This window comes from Niabella sp., assembly GCF_030150205.1.
Classification (GTDB): domain Bacteria; phylum Bacteroidota; class Bacteroidia; order Chitinophagales; family Chitinophagaceae; genus Niabella.
Genome location: NZ_JASLGT010000017.1, coordinates 256454 through 278599, shown reverse-complemented (window position 1 = coordinate 278599; position 22146 = coordinate 256454). Strand labels below are relative to the sequence as shown.

18 protein-coding genes and 1 riboswitch are annotated in these 22146 nt (G+C 48.5%); of the genes, 10 read left to right on the top strand and 8 right to left on the bottom strand.

Going from position 1 to position 22146, the window contains the following annotated elements; all coding sequences use genetic code 11:
• Window positions 1–464 precede the first annotated feature (464 nt).
• The 4 genes from Q1V85_RS15010 to Q1V85_RS14995 all read left to right on the top strand — a co-directional run bounded on the left by Q1V85_RS15010 (window position 465) and on the right by Q1V85_RS14995 (window position 7732).
• Window positions 465–2840, top strand: coding sequence for a PSD1 and planctomycete cytochrome C domain-containing protein (locus Q1V85_RS15010; protein WP_300601265.1), 2376 nt, complete (start codon window positions 465–467; stop codon window positions 2838–2840).
• Window positions 2841–2850: 10 nt separating this feature from the next.
• Window positions 2851–4299: a DUF1501 domain-containing protein gene (locus tag Q1V85_RS15005; protein WP_300601263.1), complete on the top strand. Its 1449-nt coding sequence runs from the start codon at window positions 2851–2853 to the stop codon at window positions 4297–4299.
• Window positions 4300–4506: 207 nt separating this feature from the next.
• Entirely contained in the window at window positions 4507–5535 is a 1029-nt protein-coding gene (locus Q1V85_RS15000) for a 6-bladed beta-propeller (RefSeq protein ID WP_300601262.1), read from the top strand.
• A gap of 43 nt (window positions 5536–5578) precedes the next feature.
• Window positions 5579–7732 carry a DUF2231 domain-containing protein gene (locus tag Q1V85_RS14995; protein ID WP_300601261.1) on the top strand — a complete coding sequence of 718 codons (2154 nt, stop codon included), beginning with the start codon at window positions 5579–5581 and terminating at the stop codon, window positions 7730–7732.
• A 529-nt stretch (window positions 7733–8261) separates the two neighbouring features.
• A riboswitch (TPP riboswitch) is annotated at window positions 8262–8366 on the bottom strand.
• Between the two features lie 656 nt (window positions 8367–9022).
• On the opposite strand, the gene Q1V85_RS14990 is transcribed toward Q1V85_RS14995, so the two are convergent.
• From Q1V85_RS14990 to Q1V85_RS14980, 3 genes are all read right to left on the bottom strand, one after another.
• On the bottom strand, window positions 9023–9442 hold the full coding sequence (locus tag Q1V85_RS14990) for a hypothetical protein (protein ID WP_300601260.1): 420 nt from the start codon (window positions 9440–9442) through the stop codon (window positions 9023–9025).
• Between the two features lie 107 nt (window positions 9443–9549).
• Window positions 9550–10278: a DUF72 domain-containing protein gene (locus Q1V85_RS14985; RefSeq protein WP_300601259.1), complete on the bottom strand. Its 729-nt coding sequence runs from the start codon at window positions 10276–10278 to the stop codon at window positions 9550–9552.
• A 66-nt stretch (window positions 10279–10344) separates the two neighbouring features.
• A complete protein-coding gene (locus tag Q1V85_RS14980) occupies window positions 10345–10938 on the bottom strand; it encodes a DUF4142 domain-containing protein (RefSeq protein WP_300601258.1) in 594 nt (197 codons plus the stop codon).
• Between the two features lie 413 nt (window positions 10939–11351).
• Between Q1V85_RS14980 and Q1V85_RS14975 the strand changes: the two genes are divergently transcribed.
• On the top strand, window positions 11352–12398 hold the full coding sequence (locus Q1V85_RS14975; protein WP_300601257.1) for a DNA topoisomerase IB: 1047 nt from the start codon (window positions 11352–11354) through the stop codon (window positions 12396–12398).
• On the opposite strand, the gene Q1V85_RS14970 is transcribed toward Q1V85_RS14975, so the two are convergent.
• The gene (locus Q1V85_RS14970) at window positions 12395–12664 is read right to left on the bottom strand and encodes a hypothetical protein (protein WP_300601256.1); all 270 of its coding nucleotides are present in this window, start codon (window positions 12662–12664) and stop codon (window positions 12395–12397) included. The genes Q1V85_RS14975 and Q1V85_RS14970 overlap by 4 nt on opposite strands.
• A gap of 333 nt (window positions 12665–12997) precedes the next feature.
• Window positions 12998–13474: an SRPBCC domain-containing protein gene (locus Q1V85_RS14965; protein WP_300601255.1), complete on the bottom strand. Its 477-nt coding sequence runs from the start codon at window positions 13472–13474 to the stop codon at window positions 12998–13000.
• 246 nt (window positions 13475–13720) lie between these two features.
• On the opposite strand from Q1V85_RS14965, the gene Q1V85_RS14960 reads away from it, so the two are divergent.
• A complete protein-coding gene (locus tag Q1V85_RS14960; RefSeq protein ID WP_300601254.1) occupies window positions 13721–14182 on the top strand; it encodes a PA2169 family four-helix-bundle protein in 462 nt (153 codons plus the stop codon).
• Window positions 14183–14632: 450 nt separating this feature from the next.
• On the top strand, window positions 14633–15202 hold the full coding sequence (locus Q1V85_RS14955) for a DUF4142 domain-containing protein (RefSeq protein ID WP_300601253.1): 570 nt from the start codon (window positions 14633–14635) through the stop codon (window positions 15200–15202).
• A gap of 106 nt (window positions 15203–15308) precedes the next feature.
• On the opposite strand, the gene Q1V85_RS14950 is transcribed toward Q1V85_RS14955, so the two are convergent.
• Together Q1V85_RS14950 and Q1V85_RS14945 are read right to left on the bottom strand one after the other, a co-directional pair.
• Complete coding sequence (locus Q1V85_RS14950; protein ID WP_300601252.1) at window positions 15309–15488, bottom strand: hypothetical protein; 180 nt, start codon at window positions 15486–15488, stop codon at window positions 15309–15311.
• 12 nt (window positions 15489–15500) lie between these two features.
• Window positions 15501–16397, bottom strand: coding sequence for an alpha/beta hydrolase (locus tag Q1V85_RS14945; protein WP_300601251.1), 897 nt, complete (start codon window positions 16395–16397; stop codon window positions 15501–15503).
• A 142-nt stretch (window positions 16398–16539) separates the two neighbouring features.
• Here Q1V85_RS14945 and Q1V85_RS14940 point away from each other — a divergent pair, with 142 nt between their 5' ends.
• Together Q1V85_RS14940 and Q1V85_RS14935 are read left to right on the top strand one after the other, a co-directional pair.
• Window positions 16540–17838 carry an acetate/propionate family kinase gene (locus tag Q1V85_RS14940; protein WP_300601250.1) on the top strand — a complete coding sequence of 433 codons (1299 nt, stop codon included), beginning with the start codon at window positions 16540–16542 and terminating at the stop codon, window positions 17836–17838.
• A gap of 2 nt (window positions 17839–17840) precedes the next feature.
• A complete protein-coding gene (locus Q1V85_RS14935) occupies window positions 17841–20189 on the top strand; it encodes a phosphoketolase (protein WP_300601249.1) in 2349 nt (782 codons plus the stop codon).
• A gap of 26 nt (window positions 20190–20215) precedes the next feature.
• Here the strand turns inward: Q1V85_RS14935 and Q1V85_RS14930 are convergent, their stop codons facing one another.
• Complete coding sequence (locus Q1V85_RS14930) at window positions 20216–21598, bottom strand: sigma-54 dependent transcriptional regulator (protein WP_300601248.1); 1383 nt, start codon at window positions 21596–21598, stop codon at window positions 20216–20218.
• Between the two features lie 42 nt (window positions 21599–21640).
• On the opposite strand from Q1V85_RS14930, the gene Q1V85_RS14925 reads away from it, so the two are divergent.
• Window positions 21641–22129, top strand: coding sequence for a response regulator (locus Q1V85_RS14925; RefSeq protein ID WP_300601247.1), 489 nt, complete (start codon window positions 21641–21643; stop codon window positions 22127–22129).
• The last annotated feature ends 17 nt before the right edge of the window (window positions 22130–22146 follow it).

Genomic DNA, 22146 nt, shown 5'->3' with positions numbered 1-22146 from the left:
AATGAATGGGTACAGGAAGCAAGGTTCATAGCAAAACACGCAATGCCCCGGAACTGTGTTTCAAGAAACGGGGATAACCCGTTGAAGCGCAACCAACAGCTATATGGGCACCGAACAAACGATACAGAAACAATATAGAAGCGGTGTACAAAAGATATAGAAGCCGTTCATTACCGGTCAGAAAAAGAAACCTGCACTTAAAAGTGCCAGCTTCATATGCGTATTCATTACTCAACGTTTCAAAAAAATGCAATGGTATGAAAACCATAACCCCTGTTGTTTTAAGCGGTACCTCCGGCCACAGCGTGCAGATTGTCAGAACCAATGGTCAGCCATCACCGCCGGCAGCACCCATGATTAAACAACCGGCATCATACATACGATCCATATGTCTGAACATCATGTATGCGCTCCGATGTTTTTTTATGCTACAGCCACCAAAACCCCGTTCCAAACGATACTTTATGCTTAAATTTATCCTGCTGAGAGCGCGTTTTCAGCACCATTTCTTTTTTATACGTATAGAAATGAAACTTACGACGTTTGCCGCCATCACATTCATGGTATTCATCTTTGCTGCACTTGCTGCGGGTTGCCGGAGCCAGGCAAAAAAGCGCAATTCCAAAAACAGGATCAGCTATAACTATGATGTCCGTCCCATTCTTTCGGACAAATGTTTTGCCTGCCACGGCCCCGATAAAAACAAACAGGAAGCGGGGTTGCGCCTCGACATCGAGGCCAATGCCAAAGCCCCGCTGCGTGAAACAAAGGGGGCCTATGCAATCGTTCCGGGAAAACCGGAAGCATCGGAACTGATCAAAAGAATAACATCAGCCGATCCCGCCTACCAGATGCCCACACCGGAATCGCACCTGGGTGTGCTCAATGAAAAAGAAATCGGCATCCTTACCCGCTGGATCGCACAGGGCGCCCCTTATGAAAAGCACTGGGCCTTTATCGCACCCAAAAAGGCAGCCCTGCCCGATATCGGCAACAAGGAATGGGCCCGGAACGAGATCGACTACTTTGTAGCGGAAAAGATGGAAGCACACCAGCTTCAGCCCAATGCCGCAGCAGACAAAGACATGCTGTTGAAACGGGTATCGCTGGATCTTACCGGCCTGCTTCCGGATCTGCAAATGCAGCAGGCTTTTGAAACCGACAACAGTAATACGGCTTATGAAAAAGCGGTGGACCGGCTCCTGACAAGCCCCCAGTTTGGGGAAAAAATGGCACGGCACTGGCTCGATATTTCACGCTATGCCGACAGCTACGGCTACCAGGATGACGATATCCGTACACAATGGCCTTACCGCGACTGGGTTATTCATGCGTTCAACAGCAATATGCCCTATGATCAGTTTATTACCTGGCAGCTGGCCGGTGACCTGCTTCCGGATGCGGGGAAAGAACAATTACTGGCCACGGCCTTTCTGCGCAACCATAAAATAACCGAAGAGGGCGGTGTGATACCGGAGGAATACCGTGTGGAATATGCTATTGATAAAGTAAAGACCTTCTCCAAGGGCATCCTGGCTATGACTGCAGAATGTGCCCAGTGTCATGATCACAAATACGACCCCATATCACAGAAAGACTATTACAAGCTCTTTGCCTTCTTTAATAACAGCAAAGAACAGGGTTTGGAAGGATTGGTAAATTCAGGACCGGCAAAAACACCCATCCTTACCTTAACCACTGATGATACCCAAAACCTGCTCCGTTTTATCAACCGGAAAGACACCGCCCGCATCAATGTATCGGTAATGGGCGAACTGGATACCCTTCGGACCACTTATGTTTTAAACCGCGGTGTTTATGATCAGCATGGTGAGCCGGTAACCGCCGGGGCGTTACAGAACGTAATGCGTTTCGACACTACCCGCTATTCCAAAAACAGACTGGGACTGGCACAATGGACGGTAAACAAACAAAATCCGCTTACCGCAAGGGTATTTGTAAACCAGCTCTGGGAACAGCTTTTTGGCAAAGGCATCGTAAAAACAGTGGGCGATTTTGGCATGCAGGGTAATTTGCCTACGCACCCGGAACTGCTTGACTGGCTGGCTGTAGATTTTATGGAGCACGGATGGGATATGAAACAGCTGGTCCGTAAGATGGTATTATCTGCTACCTACCGGCAATCTTCAAAGATCGATCCCAAAGCCCTGGAAAAAGATCCGGACAATGTATACTATGCGCGCACTTCCCGTATCCGTTTACCGGCAGAAGGCATCCGGGATGTAGTGCTGGGCAGCTGCGGTTTGCTGAATAAAACCATCGGCGGCCCCAGCGTAAAACCGTATCAGCCCAAAGGCCTGTGGGAAGCGGCTACCTCCGGACGGGGAGCCCTTACTTCTTACAGCCAGGATAGCGACAGCGATCTTTACCGCAGGGGGATTTATACGTTTATAAAACTGACCGTTCCCCCACCCTCCATGATCATTTTTGATGCCAGCAACCGGGATCAATGCGAGGTAAGCCGGCTTACGACCAATACGCCGCTGCAGGCGCTGATTATGATGAATGACCCCACGGTGCTGGAAGCATCGCGGGTGTTTGCAGAAAGCCTTTCGGAAAAGGATGCCCAGGCCGCCATTACCACGGCATTTAAAAGCATTCTTTGCCGTAAACCCGGCAGCCGGGAAATGGATGTATTAAACAGTTATTACGATGATCAGCTGAAGTTGTTTGGAGCAAACCGGGCCATTGCAGAGCAAACGATCGCTACCGGCGAATATCCCCATCACGGCAACCCGGCCGGTATTGCAAAAACAGCGGCATTGATGCGGGTGATCAATATGATCTACAATATGGAAGAAACGATTGTAAAAGTTTAAAACGGATGATATGGAAAAAGAAGTACTGGAGCATGGCCTCAACCACAACCGCCGCCGCTTTCTTACGAAGCTTGGAATGGGTATTGGCGGTGCGGCGCTGGGCACGTTGCTGATCCCTGAATTTTTTAGTGGCAAGGACCTGGAAGAAGCCGTTGTTTCGGGACTTCCGCATTTTGCACCACGGGCCAAACGGATCATCTATCTTTTCCAGAACGGAGCGCCTTCCCAGCTGGACCTGTTCGACTATAAACCCAAACTGAACGAGATGCAGGGCCAGGATCTTCCCGAATCCATACGGCAGGGTCAACGGCTCACCGGCATGACGGCCAACCAGGCAAAGTTTCCCCTGGCCGGCACGGTGTTTAAATTCAACCAGTATGGCGCGCATCGCGCCTGGATCAGCGATCTCCTGCCGTATACGGCACGTATTGCAGACGACCTTTGCATTGTAAAGAGTCTTTATACCGAAGCCATTAACCACGACCCGGCACTTACTTTTTTTCAAACCGGGGCACAGGTCGGCAACCGTCCCAGTATGGGCGCCTGGCTGAGCTATGGCCTGGGCAGCGAAAATAAAAACCTGCCGGCATTTTGCGTACTGCTCTCCAAAGGAAAGGGCAATGGGCAGGGTGTATATTCCAAGCTCTGGACCAATGGTTTTTTAGACTCGGTACACCAGGGAGTACAATTCAGTAACGGCGAAAACCCGGTGCTTTATCTGAATGATCCTGATGGTATGGACAAGACCGAACGCAGGAAAATGCTGGATCATCTTTCCGAACTGAACAATGAAAGCTACGGCGTTGTAGGCGACCCGGAAATAAAAGCCAAGGTACAGCAATATGAAATGGCCTACCGGATGCAGACCGCCGTGCCCGAAGTAACCGATCTTAGTAAGGAACCCGAGTCCATCATTAAGCTTTACGGGCCCGATTGCCTGGTGCCCGGCACTTATGCAGCCAACTGTCTTTTAGCCCGCAAATTATCAGAGAACGGTGTGCGCTTTGTACAGCTGTATCACCAGGGATGGGATAGCCATGGCAATCTTCCCAACGAGCTTGCCGGTCAGTGTAAGGATACAGACCAGGCATCCGCAGCGCTCGTCACTGACCTGAAGCAACGGGGAATGCTGGATGAAACCCTGGTCATCTGGGGCGGAGAATTCGGTCGCACCAATTACTGCCAGGGAGCCCTTTCAAAGGACAATTACGGCCGCGATCATCATCCCCGCTGCTTTACGATGTGGATGGCCGGCGGCGGCGTAAAGCCCGGTGTATATGGCGAAACCGATGAATTCGGTTATAATATCATCTCCGACCCGGTGCATGTACACGACTTTCACGCAACGGCCCTGCACCTGATGGGACTGGATCATGAGCGCCTGGTGTACAAACACCTGGGACGCCGTTACCGGCTTACCGATGTGGCGGGTAAAATTGTAACGGGTTTGATGGCGTAGGGTAATTTGGAAATTTGAAAATGTGGGAATGTGAAAATGTGGAACCAAAAGACAAAAAACAAATTACAAAAAACAAGAACCAAATTGCAAAAAATAAGCGCCGGTTTCAAAACATCGCAATTGTGCTGTGTCGCCCCGGTCGCCCTATTGAATGTGAAAATGTGGAAATGTGGAAATTTAAGCAACCATTCCAAAACCAATCAATAAATGATGAACAGAAAACATTTTATTCAACATGCGGCATTGGGTATGGCCGGTGCGTTTTATCTTCCTGAATGGCTGATAAAAAACGAGGTAGTACTGGGTCAGGGTAACAAACGGTACCGTTTAAATACCCAATGGAGCCAGGCCGATGTGGCCCGATACCCGGTTAACGACTGCCACGAAATGGTACAGGATCACAAAGGACGCATCCTGTTGCTGACCAATGAAACAAAGAACAACGTGATCATTTATGATAAGAACGGTAAGTTACTAAACACCTGGGGCACCGACTATCCCGGGGCGCACGGGCTCACCCTGTTTCATGAAAACGGAACAGACACACTGTTCATCTGCGATAATAAACGGCACCAGGTCATTAAAACCACGATCGACGGCCGGGTATTACTGGTACTGGATTATCCCAAAGAAACCGGGGCGTATACCAGGGCAGAAGAATACGTTCCTACAGAAACAGCCATAGCGCCGAATGGAGATATCTATGTGGTGGATGGCTATGGAAAAGACTTTGTCATACAATATGATCATAAAGGGCGTTATATCCGGCATTTCGGCGGCCGGGGCAATGAACCCAAACACCTGCTCAACGCACATGGCATCTGCATCGACCGGCGCCATAAAAAGCCGGTACTGATCGTAACCTCCCGGAGGGAAAATGCATTTAAACGGTATTCCATGGAAGGTGCCTATATCGACACGATCGCGATGCCGGGCGCCTGGGTATGCCGCCCCGTGATCAAAGGCGATCATCTGTATGCGGCGGTATTGCAAACCAACAGCAAACAGGATCAGCGATCCGGTTTTGTAACCATACTCGATAAAAACAACCAGGTCATCTCCAACCTCGCCGGTTGTGCGCCCCTGTATGCAGAGGGCAACCTGCAGGAAATGTACCAGACCGACCCGGTTTTCCAGTACCCGCATGATGTATGCATCGATGATGAAGAAAACCTGTATGTGGCACAGTGGAATTCCGGGAAAGTATATCCTTATAAGCTGGAACCGGTGGTTTAGAACACCCCTACCTTAACTATTGGAGCAAGCAAATAAACCGATCATGAAGCAATTGAAGTGGAGGGAAATGATTTTTAATGCATGTATTGCATTGAATGGCCTGTTGCTGTTCCTGGTATTGTTTGATCGCTACCTGAAGATACCGGTTTTTCTGCAGGTCTTTGGCCGCGCACATCCGCTGGCGCTGCATTTCCCGATTGTATTATTGCTCATCGCCGTGCTGTTCGAAATAATGCTTCGTTCGCCCAGGCAGGCCGCGCTGAAGGAAATAGCCGACAACCTGTTGCTGGCGGCTTCCTTTACCACGGTCATCGCGGCCCTCATGGGGTTGCTCTTATCAAAAGAAGAGGGCTACGACGCCGCAGCCATCAGCACCCATAAATGGATGGGCATCCTTTGTTCCTTTATCAGTTTTTTGTGGTATGTCTTTCGTAATCGCATACGTGCGCAACGCTCCACGGTTATTGGTACGGGTCTTTTATCTGCGGTAGTATTGCTGGTTACCGGGCATAAAGGAGCCACCATCACACACGGGGATAATTTTCTTTTGTCACCCGTAACGACTGTAAATAAAGGCCCGCAGGTAGCCCTGGAAGAAGCTGTAGTGTATACCCATTTGATCCAGCCCATCTTCGAAAACAAGTGTATGGGCTGCCACAACAGCAGCAAGGCCAAAGGAGAGCTGGTCATGGAAACAACCCGGCTATTGCTTAAAGGCGGAAAGAACGGAAAATTATGGGATACTGCAGCCGCAGACCTCGGTTTAATGATGCAACGGCTCCATCTGCCCCTGGAAAGCAAGGAACATATGCCCCCCAAAGGCAAACCCCAACTCAGCGATGAAGAAACCCGGCTCCTTTACTTCTGGATAAAGGATGGTGCCAGTTTTACGAAGAAGGTAACCGAACTGCCCGGCAACGATTCCCTGGGGACGATTGCCGCCTCCTTCTTTAAAAGCAGCGAAACAGAGGAATACAATTTTAAAGCTGCCGATGAAAAACTGGTTGCAGGTCTTAATACCGCATACCGGGTGGTTACGCCCCTGGCACAAGGCTCCCCGGCCCTTTCTGTAAATTTTTATGGCAGCGCCCGGTTCAGTTCCGAACAACTAAAAGAACTGGAGCAGATCAAAGACAATATCATTTCCCTGCAGCTGGATAAAATGCCGGTAACAGATCCGGATCTTAAAACGATTGGCACCTTCTCCAATCTACGCACGCTTAACCTGGCATTTACGGCCATTAAAGGAGAAGGTCTCCGGTACCTTACCGGTTTGTCGCACCTGAAGCAGTTGTCGCTGTCGGGAACCGGTGTACGGCCGGAACAGCTTTCCGTTTTGACTCCTCTAAAAGACCTCCGCTCCGTACAGATCTGGAATACGGCGTTCACGGGGAACGATCTGGGGCCGCTAAAGAGCCGGTTTCCCAAAACAACGTTTGATATCGGTTATAAGGGCGATACCGTGGTAGCCAAACTGAGTACCCCCGTATTTAAAACGGATCAACGGATCTTTAAAAACACGCTTACATTAGCACTAAAAAACCCGGTAAGAGGGGCCCTAACCCGTTACACGCTGGATGGCAGCGAGCCGGACAGTCTTACCTCTCCTGCCTATACCGCCCCCGTTACCATTGACAAAACAGTTACCGTTAAGGCGCGCTCCTATCTTCCCGGATGGACCACCAGCGACCTGGCAAAAGAAAGTTTTTATAAAAGCAGCATTCAGCCAGACAGTATTCACCTGACTACATTACCAGAAAAAGAATACCAGGCAAGAATAAAAGGAGGAAAAGCATTTATTGACGGGCAACTGGGGAGAGAAAATTTCGGCACAAAGGAATGGGTCGGATATAAAGAGGCGCCGTTTGAAGCCTTCCTGTTTTTTAAACAACCGGTAACGGTAAGCTCCGTTACCTTCAGCACCCTGGTTGCTATTGATAGTTACATCATGCCGGCCCGTGAACTGCAGGTATGGGGAGGCTCCTCCGCCCGGTCGCTGAAATTATTGGGCCGTTCCACGCCTCCGCAACCGGCTTCCGCTGCACCCATTTATATTACCGGCTATACCTGTAAATTTTCCGCACAACCGGTTCAGATCATTAAAGTAGTCGCCAAACCGGTAAACCCGCTGCCCTCCTGGCACCGCGGCAAGGGTGAAAAAGGCTGGGTATTTTTAGACGAGCTGTTGTTCAATTAGCCAGTCATCCACGTCTTTTTCCGGAGATGTGGATCCCCGGCTGGTACTTTATTTATGGCACCAGCCCTTGCTGGCAAAAAATTTGGGCATACTTATAAAAAAAGATGTTTCCAATTGTATTTTCTACAGCCATCCTGGCAATCGTTGTTATACTGCTGTTGACATTTATGCTTCCTAAACCCAGGAAGTAATGTTCAGGCAGACATCCGTTCCCGGCATTTTATTCGAACGCCGGCTGGTAATCCTGTGCCATCTGAACAAACAGTCTGTATATGGGCTTACTTCAATTACCGGACAAAGGAGTGCATCCCCGATCATAATAAGTTACATATCAATGCCATTTCTTTAAGCAATTTATGGTTACCGCAGATACACTGATTGCTCCTGCGGCGCTTTTCTGCAACATTGATGTGGTTAAAGCCGGCACCAAACCTGCGCAACTTGTCGCGCCCCGGGCGTGATCCGCAGCTTTAAGGAAACAATATTGAGTTCTATAACCATTATAAAAAAGCCCCCCGCATAAAGCGGGGGACAAAAATTTTCTTTCTTCCTTCGCCGGCATGATCCGTTTCAGGTTCTACGGGTTTATTCTCAGTGCATATCTTTCGATAAGGACACACCCCGGAAGAAAACTTTCTAATGAAAGTAAAAAAACAATGCCAAACCTTTCCGTTCTGCTGTTTCGATTCCGGGGATGGAGAAATCGCCGGACCCGCACCGGTCAACGGTTTCAGTGCTAATAGTTTACGGTCCCACTCTATTTGTATACCGGATCCTTCCCTTAAAACGCCACAATTCAGGCCCAGGAAACCGTGGCATCTGATCCCGTTTCCCCATATTTTTTTTCCTATTCTGTGTAACATTATCCGCAGATCATGCGGCATCTTCCGGTACTGTCGAAAGTCTTTATTGTCAGGCCTGGTTTTCGGCAGGCAGAACCGATCATCTGAACATTCGGATGCAGCCATGACAAACACTTCGGAAAATCGGTATACCTGAAGGTCGTGCGTCTCGCCCAGGTACTTGCTGTTAACCGCAGCGCGGCGGGAATCATTTGTAAGACGGTTTATATTACCGGTGCGCTGCACCTCCATTCCTTCCTGTGTTCGTTGCTAATAATAGCAACGCTGCGCTGCAGCTTTGATCTAAGCCCTTGAAATTAACTTTACACACATACGAAGGTTCAGGATCACCTTTCATTGTCTCGGCGAGCGCGACGGGTAGCATGACAACAGGCCATAAAGCGACTTTTGATACAGCCTCATTTTTTTTCCTTCCTTTCCAAGGTAGTTAACGAAGCAGCCGTTTGCTGATCCTCCACAAGGTATAAGCGGCGATTACCACCATTACCATACGCACGCCCCTATGCATCTGAGGCCGCGGCTGCTGTTTGCGCATGCGCCTGATGCCTCTTACAAAATTACTGATGCCTTTATCCGAATAGATCCCATAGGCATCCAATAAGGTTCCTTTAACGCCATCTCTTGTCTGTATAAGATAAAGGATCGCACTATCAGCAGGATCACTTTCCCCTTCGAACCGGTAAAAATTCCGGATGCTGACTGCTTCCGGGGGATAGATCTGTAACGCGTCCTTATAAGAAAGTCCGTTATCCAACACAAAAAAATCGTTCACATACCCCGAAGCTACAGCCTTGCGAAGACATTCTGAAATAGTATTCATTTTCTCCGATGATGTTTCTTTTTCCATTATTATTTTTTGATAGGTTGTTTTAAATGATCTGTATGTTGCCGGTCATTCTAAAGCGACCGGCTACAAGTAAGAAACCTTTCCGGCAGTACAGCACAGTGCCCGCATTATTCAAGCATCCGGGACAGGCTTTGTGCATTAGCTGCGGCATACCCCGCCTGGTCGTTATCAAAATAAATATATACATCTTTCCCTGCTGCCTGCCATTCTTTACACCGTTTCATCCAGGTTTTTAATACCGGCCTGCTGTACTTCCCCTGGTATTTACCTCCCGGACCATGTAAGCGGACATAAACAAAATCTGCGGTTACAACCAGGGGCGACCGGTGTTTATCGAGGTGATAAATGCAGAAAGCACCATGATACTTTTTCAATAACATATAGATCCGCTCATCGTACCAGCTCATATTCCGGAATTCAAAAGCATAACGGTGCTTTTTTGGAAGCAATTGCAGAAACTGCTCCAGCCGGCCGGGGTTTACATTCCACAACGGGGGTAATTGAAACAACACCGGTCCCAGCTTTTTCTTTAGCTGCTGCACATTATGAAAAAAAGGTTGCAGGTCTTTTTTAGTTACCAGCAGCTTCTTCATATGTGTGAAAAAGCGGCTGGCCTTAACCGAAAAAATAAAATCGCTTGCAACCATGGAAGCCCAGGCTTTAAAAGTTTCCGGAGCGGGCAGCTGATAAAAACTATTATTAAGTTCTACTGTTTTAAACTGCTCCTGGTAATATTTCAGCTGATCCTGCTCCCGCACTGTATCCGGATAAAACACCTGCTTCCAGTGTTTATAGTGCCAGCCCGAAGTTCCGATATAGATCTTTCCTTTTTTCATACCCCTGGTCCTTATAAAAAAATGTCTTAAACCAGCCGGAAGCAGTTGAAAATCCCAACCCTCCGCTTAATAGGTCCGGCGTTGTTGCGCCACCAGACTGTCTACCTGTTTTACGTACTCCAGGCCCTGTTCTAAAACCGGCAGCCGAAGAATGGCCCAATGAAGAAGATCCGAATCCTTTCCGGCGCTGATATATCTTTTAAATAGTTCAATATCGTCACTATGCATCTGTTTTACCTGCTTCAGGTACCGGTCATCAAAGGCCCTGCCCTTTAAAGCGCGCATCTCGCGTAACCTGTTTCCATCCGCCGGCGCTGCCGGGAGGCTGATTTTTTTTGTTTCGGCGATACGCTTCAGGGCTGCCGTTGCATTTGAATAGTTATGCGCCATACTATCACCCAATTGCCGCACCGGTTTTTCTAACGCCCGGTCACTGGCCGTCGTTCCCAGTTCAACCGCCGCCATACCCGATCCGGCGGCATCCACCGCAAAACGGGCATCCCCTTCCAATGTTGCGGAAACGGCATTCCGGCTATGCTGTTTAAACCGCGCCGCGTTACTGTCATTGGCAGCATCTTTCTGGTTGGCAGGATGCTGATTACAGGAAAATATTCCTGCAGCACTGCATATCATCCCAATAAAAAATAAATATATACGCATGGAAAACGGTTTAAAAATGACGCTCCTGTTTTATCTTAAAACAAAAACGGGGAGTACCCCGGCACTCCCCCGATTCCGGATACCAAAACCCCCGAATTACCGGAAACTGCTTCTTCATCACCTAAATCGCAAGCAGCGGGCCAAAGTCTTTTCCCCCCTACATCCCGGCATTACCATCCATAACCCGGTTTATAAACCGCCGGCTTAGATTGTTTTGAGTAAAAGTTTCCACATTTTATGTAGTGCCTTGTTCCCGCCAGTCATCCACTATGATCATATCAATCGTTATATGGGCCTTGTTTACACCGGCCCGGTTTTGGATTTGTACAGCAGAAAATCCGGTTTATCCGCAACCATTCAAAAGATTAAACAACCATCCATTGCATTTAGCAACCATACATACCCCTCTGCCCATGTCAAACCATATATCCGGGATCCTCTCCGGGGATCCGGTTAAAAGCGCCGCTGCCGCCTCTTTAACGTATATCACTGTTAATGGATCCGGGATCCGGAGAATTAAAAAAGGAAAAGGATTCGCCTATCTGAAAAATGCACAGCCGCTAAAGGATCCAGATACCCTGTTGCGGATCAAAAGCCTGGTCATTCCTCCCGCGTGGCGGGATGTATGGATCTGTGAAAACCCAAACGGGCATCTCCAATGTACCGGAATTGATGTAAAGGGGCGCAGGCAATACCGGTATCATCCATCTTGGAATGCCTTGCGAAACGAAACAAAATTTCATCGTCTTTTATTATTCGGAAAAGCACTTCCGCAATTAAGAAAAACCATCCGGAAGCACTTACAGGAAAAAGGCTGGTCAAAGCAAAAAGTGCTGGCCGCCGCAGTCAGCATCATGGATAAAACCGGCTTGCGGGTAGGTAATCATTTTTATGAAAAACTGTATGGATCCTTTGGCCTGTCTACCCTTCAAAACCGCCACCTCCGGATCCGGGGTGATCAGCTTCTGTTCAGCTTTAAAGGCAAAAAAGGGGTTGAACAAAAACTCACCCTCCGGAGCGCCCGGCTGGCCCGCATTATTGCCAAATGCAGGGAAATTCCGGGTAAAGAATTGTTTCAATATATAGATGAATCCGGCCAGCACCAAGCCATTCATAGTGAAGATATCAACACCTATATCCAGGAGGTATCCGGCGATCTTTTTTCCAGCAAGGACTTTCGCACCTGGGTAGGAACCGTTACCTGCGTGGAAGCATTGTTAAAGGCCGGCGCTTTTGAAACCGAAAAACAAAAAAATGATCATATTCTGCAAGCACTCGATAAAGTAGCCGCTACACTGGGCAATACGAGATCGGTCTGCAAAAAACATTATGTACATCCGCTTGTACTAACCGTATATGAAACAGGAAGATTATCCCGGTATGCAGCCGGCAGGTCTGCACAGGGCAATTCCCGTACGGAGTCCGTATTGCTGCGCATTCTGAAAAAAGAAAAAAATTAAATACCCCATGAAACGCCCGGAGGATCAACGGGATCCGGCATCACACACTGTTCTGCTGTTTCCGGATGCGGTAACCGGTCCGTAACAATACAATATTGCACGCCGTTAACTACTTCAATATGCCATACCCACTCTTTAATATCAAACCGCGCGGGTTCAGCCGAAGTTAGCTGGTTGATGGCATCCGCGGTAAAACTTACCGGGAATTTATGACGAAAATCCGGGCTAAAGATTCCATCATCATGTTTTTTTGCAGGTGGTCTCATATTTTTCTTTTATTAGATTCATGATCGGGCTTACCAGGTATTTTCACAGGATAGCAAGCACTGCTGTTTTTCAATTAAGGAAAGTGACTTATAAAAGAGAATCAAAAGGTTTGCCAAACCGGCTTAAAGCCAGGGGCTAAGAAAAGGTTATCTTTAATTTTGTGAAAACAAGCATTGAGGAACAACCAATAAGAGCCTTTTCTTATGCACAGTTATTTTTTCAATAGCTGAGTAGCCCGCTCCAAACAGCTTTTTTCCGAAGATCCGGTTCCCGTTTTCTTCCTCAGTTTGTGTACAAGATCACATTTTCGGGCGTTATTTCTACACGATCGATCAAACCGGCGCTGCATAATCCCGTACAAAATCTGCAAATGTTTCCAGGATGTATTTCCAGCCCTTATCTGAATCCATGGCCTTTGCATAACCAGCAGCTCCATCTCCATGGTTTTCAAAACCCATATGCCTTATCGTTACGCGTGTAGCGCCATGTGAGGCATCATCGAATTGTACCTGCACCAGGCTTGCTTTATCAGGATCCGGTTCAGGCGCCCTTGATGGACTGATCTGCCAGAGCAATACCAGTTTTTCACCCGGTACTACCTGGACCAAGCGCCCCCAGTTGCACCGGAATCCAAGCGGACCCGTTTCTGTACACCAGCCATCAGCAACCGCATCAATTTCGATATTTACCAGTGTATCCCCTGCCCAGGTATAGGCCCGGGGCCACCAGCTGTAGAGCCGGTTTATAAAAAGATCAAAAACCAGTGGTCTTCGTTTCAATACTTCAATTGTTTGATGTACGTCTGTCAATACATTTTGTTTTAGGTCCCTGTTCAGCGGTACGGCAATACGCACCGCTGAAACCTCCAAGTATGACCTTACCCAAAAATCACAAAGACTATACCAGCAGCACCTTCAAAAAACCATTCCCCATCCTTCGGTGTTTGGCGTAATAGTTGAGCTCAACTAACTACCTGTACCGGGAAAGACATCAGAAAAGGGCTTCGATCCCCATTTAATAAAACACCTTTTTGTAAACCGATAAAAATATATGTTATGAATTACCAGGACCACAGTATGTTGTTAAATGACCTTATCCGCATCAACAACGACCGTATAGCGGGATATGAAAAAGTAAGCAATGAATTAAGAGAAGGATATGATACGGATCTCAAAATTCTTTTTGGTAAAATGATTACCAATAGCTACGACTACAATACGGATCTCTCAAAAATGGTAAGTTTCCTGGGAGGTGAACCGGCAACAGGTACAACCGGATCCGGCAAACTGTACCGGCTCTGGCTGGATGTAAAAGCAGTATTTACAGTAACCTCTGATCGAAAAACAGCGCTCGAAGATTGTGAACAAATTGAAGATGCTGTACAAAGCGCTTATGATGATGCATTGAACGAACCGGGATTGCCTGAAGAGATCCATGCATTGCTTTCTTCGCAAAAAGCTTCCTTACAGGAAGCGCATAACCAGATAAAAGTGTTAAGAAATATGCAAAAGGCATAAACAGGATATGCACGGAACACCTACAGCGGTATTTCAGGAATATTCTTCTTACAAGAGAGCGCTGCCCCAATATTTTTATGTGTCACAAATCACAGCTGTTTCCGTTGGACGATGGGCTGGTTCCCGCCCGGCCATTCCGGATATCAGCGGCTCAAAGCAGATTTTAATATTTAAGGGGGAACAGGTTCCCGGATCTGTAGAAATCTTTACGGGATCCTTTAATAAAGAAATGGCCTGCATACAGGATCCGGGGCACAGTTTTTTCGCCGGCGCTGCGCACAATCAACCGGTTATTTATTTAAAATATTGCCGTATATGATGATGGGATTATTTTTCAGAGGGCAGAAAATAAACCGGCATCATTTTTTTACTGTTATCGTTGGCGAAGTTCCTGCTTTGTCTTAATACGGACCGGACCATTCATTTATTGATCATTAAAAAACAAAAAAAATGAAAACTATAAGTACCGTATTCGTTGCTGCAGTATTTTTTTTATCCTGCGGTCAAAACCCCAAAACCCCCATTGCCCGGGCAGATTCAACCAATGAGGTAAAGCAAGATAGTTCTGCAGGTGGCCTTGCTGTTACCGCCGATAGTACCAGTGCGGCATTTCTTGTAAGAGCAGCAGACAACACGCTTAAAGAAGGGGACCTGGCCACACTCGCCGAACAAAAAGCCACCATTCCCACTGTAAAGGATTTTTCGGGGATGTTATCGCGGGAGCATAAAAAGTTAAGCGAAACCATCAAGGACCTGGCAGCCCGGAAGAATATTACCATTCCGCCAGCAGCGGGTGATGAACGAACCATAAGCCGGTTATCGGATCTTGCAGGCAGCGGCTTTGACCGCGCTTATATCAATGAGGTCATTGATGAACATAAAAATGCTGTATCCCAATTTGAGGATGCGGTTAAATACGCACAGGACCCGGACATTAAGGCCTTTGCAGATCAAACCCTTCCCCAGCTTCAGAAGCACCTGGATTCAGCAAAAAGTATAAAAGCAAAATACTGGAAATAGCGCGTCTATAATAAAACCGCTTTTATTTGTTAAGCTATCAGGAAACGGGGCAGCAGGAGATATGATCACCTGTTGCCCCGTTCTTTTTTTGCAAACCATCACCGGGTCATTCTTTCAGGTTTTTCCGCGCATGTTGTTTTTCCTTATGGTTATGCGTTACATCATCGCCCTTAAACAATTGTTCCTCTCCCTCGCGGCTATCCAGCGCATCTTTGTTTTGACGATGGGCCGTCTTGCGGGTAGGTACGGCTTCCAGTTTTGACTGGTCTTTCTTATTTGTTTTCATGGTCTTTATTTTTTAAAAAAGGATCGGCGGAATAACCGGAGGCAGGGATTCACCCGTATCCTCCTGGTATGGCACGCCATTCAAAAAGTTTACAAGGTCTTTATTCAGCCGTCCGCGGTGGGTATAAAACAAACCATGCGGGGCGCCTGCATACACCGCATACTGTACCTGTGGCAGCAGTGCGGCCAGCCGGTCTGAACTAACCTCCCGGGGCACAATGGCATCATCATCGCCATGTACCAGCAATACCGGAAGATCCATGGCATCCAGGTCGGGTCCGAAATCCGTAGCTGAAAAACTGGTAACACAATGTACCGTGGCATGTGGAGCGGCACAGGATGCCAGCCCCCGGTAATATTCCTGCAACGGCTTGCCTACCGGTTTATTCAACAGCGAAGTACCAAAAAAATCATTCATAAAGGTTTCCAGGAACCCGATGCGGTCAGTTTTAACACCGGAGATCATGGCTGAAAAAACAGCAGCATCCACACCATCAGGGTTTCCGGCGGTCTTCATCAGAAATGGCAGTACCGGGCTAATCAGCACCACCCTGCTTACCCGGCTGTGCCCGTATTTTTTCAGGTACCGGGCTACTTCACCGCTGCCCATAGAAAAACCCACCAGTGTTACATCCTGCAGATCCAGCGCTACCATCAGCGCATCCAGGTCGGCAGCAAGGGAATCGTAATCATATCCCAGCCAGGGCTTGCTGCTATGTCCAAAACCCCGCCGGTCATACTGGATCACCCGGTTTCCGTTATCTACCAGGTCCGACAACTGATACTCCCACATTTCCATACTCAGCGGCCAGCCGTGGATCAGCAATACCGGCCTGCCGGCCCCATAATCGCAATAGGCAATGTCGATCACTTCCTGCTGCACCGGGTCTTTATAAGAAATGGTTTTCATAATGTTTTATTTTTAATGACGTATACATGTATCCGTTCCAAGAAGCAAGCCCAAAATCGGAACCTGAACCACCTCCTTTTACCAGCTAACCGGGGTATCGGGTGTAGATATTATTCTGCATACGGGCAAAAAAATCCACACAATGATTACGGGTTGTCACCTCCTGCATTTTATGAATTGTGAAAACGCATGGCGGGCTTTTTGCCCCTTCAATTATATGAGTGCTTCTATAACAGGAAATCTGCCGGAAGAGCATGGACTGCTGATTTCTGTAAATCCCGGTTCATCTTCCATCAAGTTCGCTGTTTTTTCGGCAGATGACGATCTGCACCTGTTATTAAAAGGTTCCATCACCGGTATCGGCTCCGGAACAGCCATGTTAAAACTAAACGACCGGGTGCACCAGAGAACAACGGAAAAAACCATGCCCTTTGATACTTTTGAAAAGCTAACCGTATATACAGCGCGTATATTAGCAGTTTGTTGCAGGCAACGCCCTATCCGGGCCATCGGACACCGCGTGGTACATGGCGGTTCTCATAGCAGCATTACCGAAATTATTGATGATTTCTTTTTAAAAAAACTGGAAAGCATTAAAGCCCTGGCACCGCTGCACCTGCCGGAGGCGCTGACAACCATTGCGGCTTTTCAACGTATTTTTCCGGCGGTGTTGCAGGTGGCCTGCTTCGACACTGGTTTTCACCGTCATATGCCATTTGAAGCAAGACATTATGCGCTTCCGCGCTACCTGTGGAAAGAAGGGCTGGTAAGATATGGGTTTCACGGACTTTCCTGTATCTCAGCATTACAATATTTACAGGATATTGGAATAGATCCCGGCAAATACCGCATCATCATTGCACACCTGGGCAGCGGATCCAGTATTACAGCGGTACTGCATGGAAAAAGCATTGATACCACAATGGGCTTTACCCCGGCCGGGGGACTGATGATGAATACCCGCTGCGGCGATATCGATCCCGGCCTGGCCGTGTACCTGCTTACCCAAAAGAAGCTTACTTCCAAAGGGCTGGACCTGCTTTTTAACAAGAACTCCGGTTTACAGGCCGTTTCCCAAAGCAAGCATAGCCTGTCTGGGTTACTGGAGCGGGAATCATCCGACGCTCTTGCTGCACAGGCCATCCGGATGTATTGCTACCAGGTTAAAAAACAGATCGGGGCCATGGCGGCGGTATTGGGCGGTGCAGACATCCTGGTATTTACCGGCGGCATTGGTGAAAACCTTCCCGTTATCCGGGAGCGGGTTTGCGAAGGATTAACGTTCCTGGGTATTCAAACAGATCCGCTGCAACCGCATGTGCCCGGTGCCTCCGGTACAGCCGTCAAAGGTGTTTATGTGATTCCATCCGATGAAGAGGGCGTTATTGCCCGCCAAACAGCCGGCTGCCTGGCCCGGCAGCACCGGTTTAAAAATAGTTAAAAATGACCACAGAAAAAGAGCTGGAAAATATGCACCGGTATTGGCTGGCAGCCAATTATTTATCGGCAGCGCAAATTTACCTGAAAGATAATGTGCTGCTTAAGGAACCGCTTCAGCCCCGGCACATCAAACCCCGGCTGCTGGGCCATTGGGGTACCTGCCCGGGCCTCAACCTCATTTATACCCATCTCAACCGGCTTATAAAAAGAACCGGAGCCGCAGTGTTGTTTATTGCCGGTCCCGGGCACGGAGCACCGGCCATTTATGCCAACACCTACCTGGAGGGAAGTTACACCGCTATATACCCGCAGATCACACAGGATGCAAGCGGTATGGCCAAACTGGTACACCAGTTTTCCACTCCGGGCGGGGTGCCCAGCCATGTAAGCGCCGTTACCCCCGGTGCCCTGCATGAGGGCGGGGAACTGGGATACTGCCTGGCCCATGCCACAGGCGCCGTTTTCGATCATCCGGAGCTGATTGCTGCCTGTGTTGTGGGCGACGGCGAGGCCGAAACCGGCCCGGCGGAAGGCAGCTGGAAACTAACCCGTTTTCTGAACCCGGCCAGGGACGGCATTGTACTGCCCATTTTACATCTTAACGGCTATAAGATCTCCAGTCCTTCCGTAATGGCGCGTATGCCTACGGCCGACCTTGTAAAACTGTTTGAAGCCCGGGGATATACGGTGCGGGTAGTGGAAGGCACGGATCCCATGCAGGTACATCGGTCCCTTGCGCAGGTACTCGATGAAACATTTGAGCAGATCAGCCACATTAAACAACGGGCATTGCAAAAAGCCCCCTATCTCATCGCCAGCTATCCGCTGATCATTTTGCGTACGCCCAAGGGCTGGACCGGTCCTGCGGCCTGGAACGGTGAAAAGATTGAAGGCACTTTTCACGCACACCAGGTGCCGCTGGCGGAAGTGCGGGAAAATACGGAACAGTTGCAGCTACTCGAAAGCTGGCTGCGTAGTTATCAGCCAGAATCCCTGTTTAGCAAAGACGGAGCCTTAACAGCCGAGCTCGCCGCATTGCCGCCACAAGGCAATCAACGGATGGGCATGACGCCTTATGCCAATGGCGGCCCGCAGCAGGAAGACCTGGTGTTGTCCGATAAACACGCTTACGCCATTGCCATCTCCGGCCCCGGCCTGCAGAAAGACCAGGCAACCAAAAGATTGGGTAATTATATCCGCGATCTGTTCCGGATGAATGCAGCAAATCAAAATTTCAGGCTTTTCTGTCCGGATGAAACCTTGTCCAACAAACTGGGCGCTGTGTTCGAAGCCACCGGCCGCTTTTACCAGGGCAGCCAGCTTCCCGGTGATCAATATCTTTCCGATGAAGGAAGGGTAATGGAAGTATTAAGCGAACACCTTTGCCAGGGATGGATGGAAGGCTATACCCTAACCGGCCGGCATGGTTTGTTTGCCTGTTATGAAGCCTTTATCACTGTGGTCGATTCCATGTTCAGCCAATATGCCAAATGGCTGAAACAGCGTAAAGAAGTTCCCTGGCGGCGATCGCTGCCTTCATTTAATTACCTGCTTACTTCGCATACCTGGCGCCAGGATCACAATGGGTACAGCCACCAGGGACCCGGATTTATTGAAACCGTTATCAACAAAAAAAGCGATATCATCCGTATTTATCTGCCGCCCGATGCCAATAGTCTTTTATGCGTGATGGACCATTGCTTCCGTTCCAAAGACAAGATCAACCTGATCATTGCCGGGAAGCAGCCGGCATTACAATGGCTAAACCTGGAAGATGCCGCCGCACATTGTGAGGCAGGCCTGTCTGTATGGAAATGGGCGGGTACCGGCGGCGATGAAAAGCCCGATATCGTTCTTGCCTGTGCAGGTGATGTGCCCACCACGGAAACCGTTGCCGCTGCCTGGTTATTAAAACAACACCTGGCCAGCCTGAAACTGCGGGTAGTGAATGTAACCGACCTTATGGCGTTATCGCCTACCGGTTATCACCCGCATGGCCTTTCTGCCGGGCAGTTTTCATCCATCTTTACCGAAGATGTTCCGGTCATTTTTGCTTTCCACGGCTACCGGCGCATTATCCATGACCTGATCCATGGCCGCCCCACCCCCACCCGTTTTCATGTGCGGGGGTATAACGAGGAAGGCACTACCACTACACCTTTTGATATGACGGTGCTGAATGAGCTCAGCCGGTACCAGCTCGCCATCGCTGCAATAAAAAGATCAGGTCTGCAAAGTAACGACGCCCGGTATGTGATCCGTTTGTTTGAAGAAAAGCTGAAACAACATCATGTGTATATCCGGCAGCACCTGGATGACATGCCCGAAATAAAAGACTGGCAATGGTCCTGATACCAAAGGATCACAAACCCGGTAAACTATTCCATTCCCTGGAATAGCTTCAATTTATTATACAGCGTCTTCCGGTCTATTTTTAGCAGTTCCGCAGCTTTTTTCTTATTAAAATTCACCTTTTGCAAAACCGACATAATGGCCTGGTACTCTGCACGGCCCGCTACTTCCTTCAGCAGGTCCTGTTCCTGAACCGGCACGGGATCCGTTATCCGGTTATCCAGTTCCATATCATTATAGGAAATGATCTCCGGCAACAGCACTTCTTCGCCAATAGGACTACCTGAAGCCGTTAATAATACGGCACGGCGTACGGCATTGCGCAACTCACGAAGATTCCCCGGCCAGTCGTAGCGCTGGAAAGCTGCCAGTACCCTTTCTGAAAAATATTCCACCTGCTTTTCACTTTCCTCGCAGGATTTTTTCAGGAAGAATTCCGCCAGTGGCCGGATATCCTCCTTCCGGTCGCGCAATGCGGGTAAATGAATGGCAAACTCATTCAGCCGGTGATACAGATCCTCCCGGAACCGCCCCTTCTGGCAGGCCATTTTCAATTCCTCGTTAGACGCCACAATGATCCGTACATCGGCATCAATTTCACGGTTACCGCCCACCCGTTTAAACTTCCGTTCCTGGATGATCCGGAGCAGGATGGCCTGGATATCTGTGGAAAGATTTGCAATCTCATCCAGGAAAAGCGTTCCGCCATTGGCCATTTCAAAATGTCCTTCCTTATCCTGCAATGCCCCGGTAAAAGCGCCTTTTACATGGCCAAAAAGCTCACTGCCGGCCAGCTCCCGCGAAAGCGTACCACAATCAAGGGCCACAAAAGGCTTTCCGGCCCGCTTGCTGTTACGGTGAATGGTACGGGCAATCACTTCTTTACCGGTACCGCTTTCACCATATAAAATAACGCTGTAATCGGTAGGTGCCACCACGTTTACCTGCTGGTACAAAGCCGCAGTCGGTTTCGATTTCCCGATATAATAATCCTGTACAAAGGCATGCTCGCCGCTCCCCGTGGTGGCTTCCACTTCTTTATGGTGTTGCAGCGTGGTCATTTTTTTCAGCAGTTCCAGCACTTCCTCCGGAACCAGGGGCTTGGGAATATAGTCAAATACACCCAGCCGGGTTACTTCTATCGCCTGGCGGATATCGGAATAACCGGTAATGATCAAAACAGCCACCTTGCTATTGAGCGTTTTCAGCTCCCGTACCAGCTGGGCTCCATTCATATCGCCTAACCGGTAATCTGCAATAACGGCATCAAAATGGTCCGCTTTATATTTGGCAATTCCCTTATTGCCGGAATAGGCGGTTTCCACCTCATAACCATTCTTTAAAAGATAACGTGCCAGCAACTGGCACAAATCAACATCATCATCAATAATAAGTAGCTTAGTGGGCATATTCTGAGGTTTTTTTTACACATCCTATTTACAGCGCAAATCGTGCCGACTTTTCATAATTCTGAAAAAGCAATTCCCCGTCCGGATTTTGGCAAAATAATTGCCAGTTTAGTAGAAGTGGAAAATAGCTTTTTCCCATATCAATCCGTACCCCCGCCGAAAAAGCCGTTACTCAAAACGCTGATCATTGACGACGAAGATGATATGTACTATCTTCTCCGGAATATATTGAAACAACGCAATATTGACACGGTATATGCCGGCTCCATCCAGGAAGGGTTAAAGGTTCTGAAGCAGAACCCGGATACCTATTTGATCTTTCTCGACAACCGGTTGCCCGACGGCCTGGGGTTTCAATACATCCAGCAGTTTAAGGCCATTGCAAATGTGATCATTGTAATGATGACCGCCTATGATACCAGTTATGACCGGAAAATGGCGCAGAACAATGGTGCAGACGACTTTATCGGAAAACCCTTTACCAAACAAACCATTCTTTCTATCGTAGACCAGATAACACCCGAACCTTAACCTGAAGCCCTGATGCC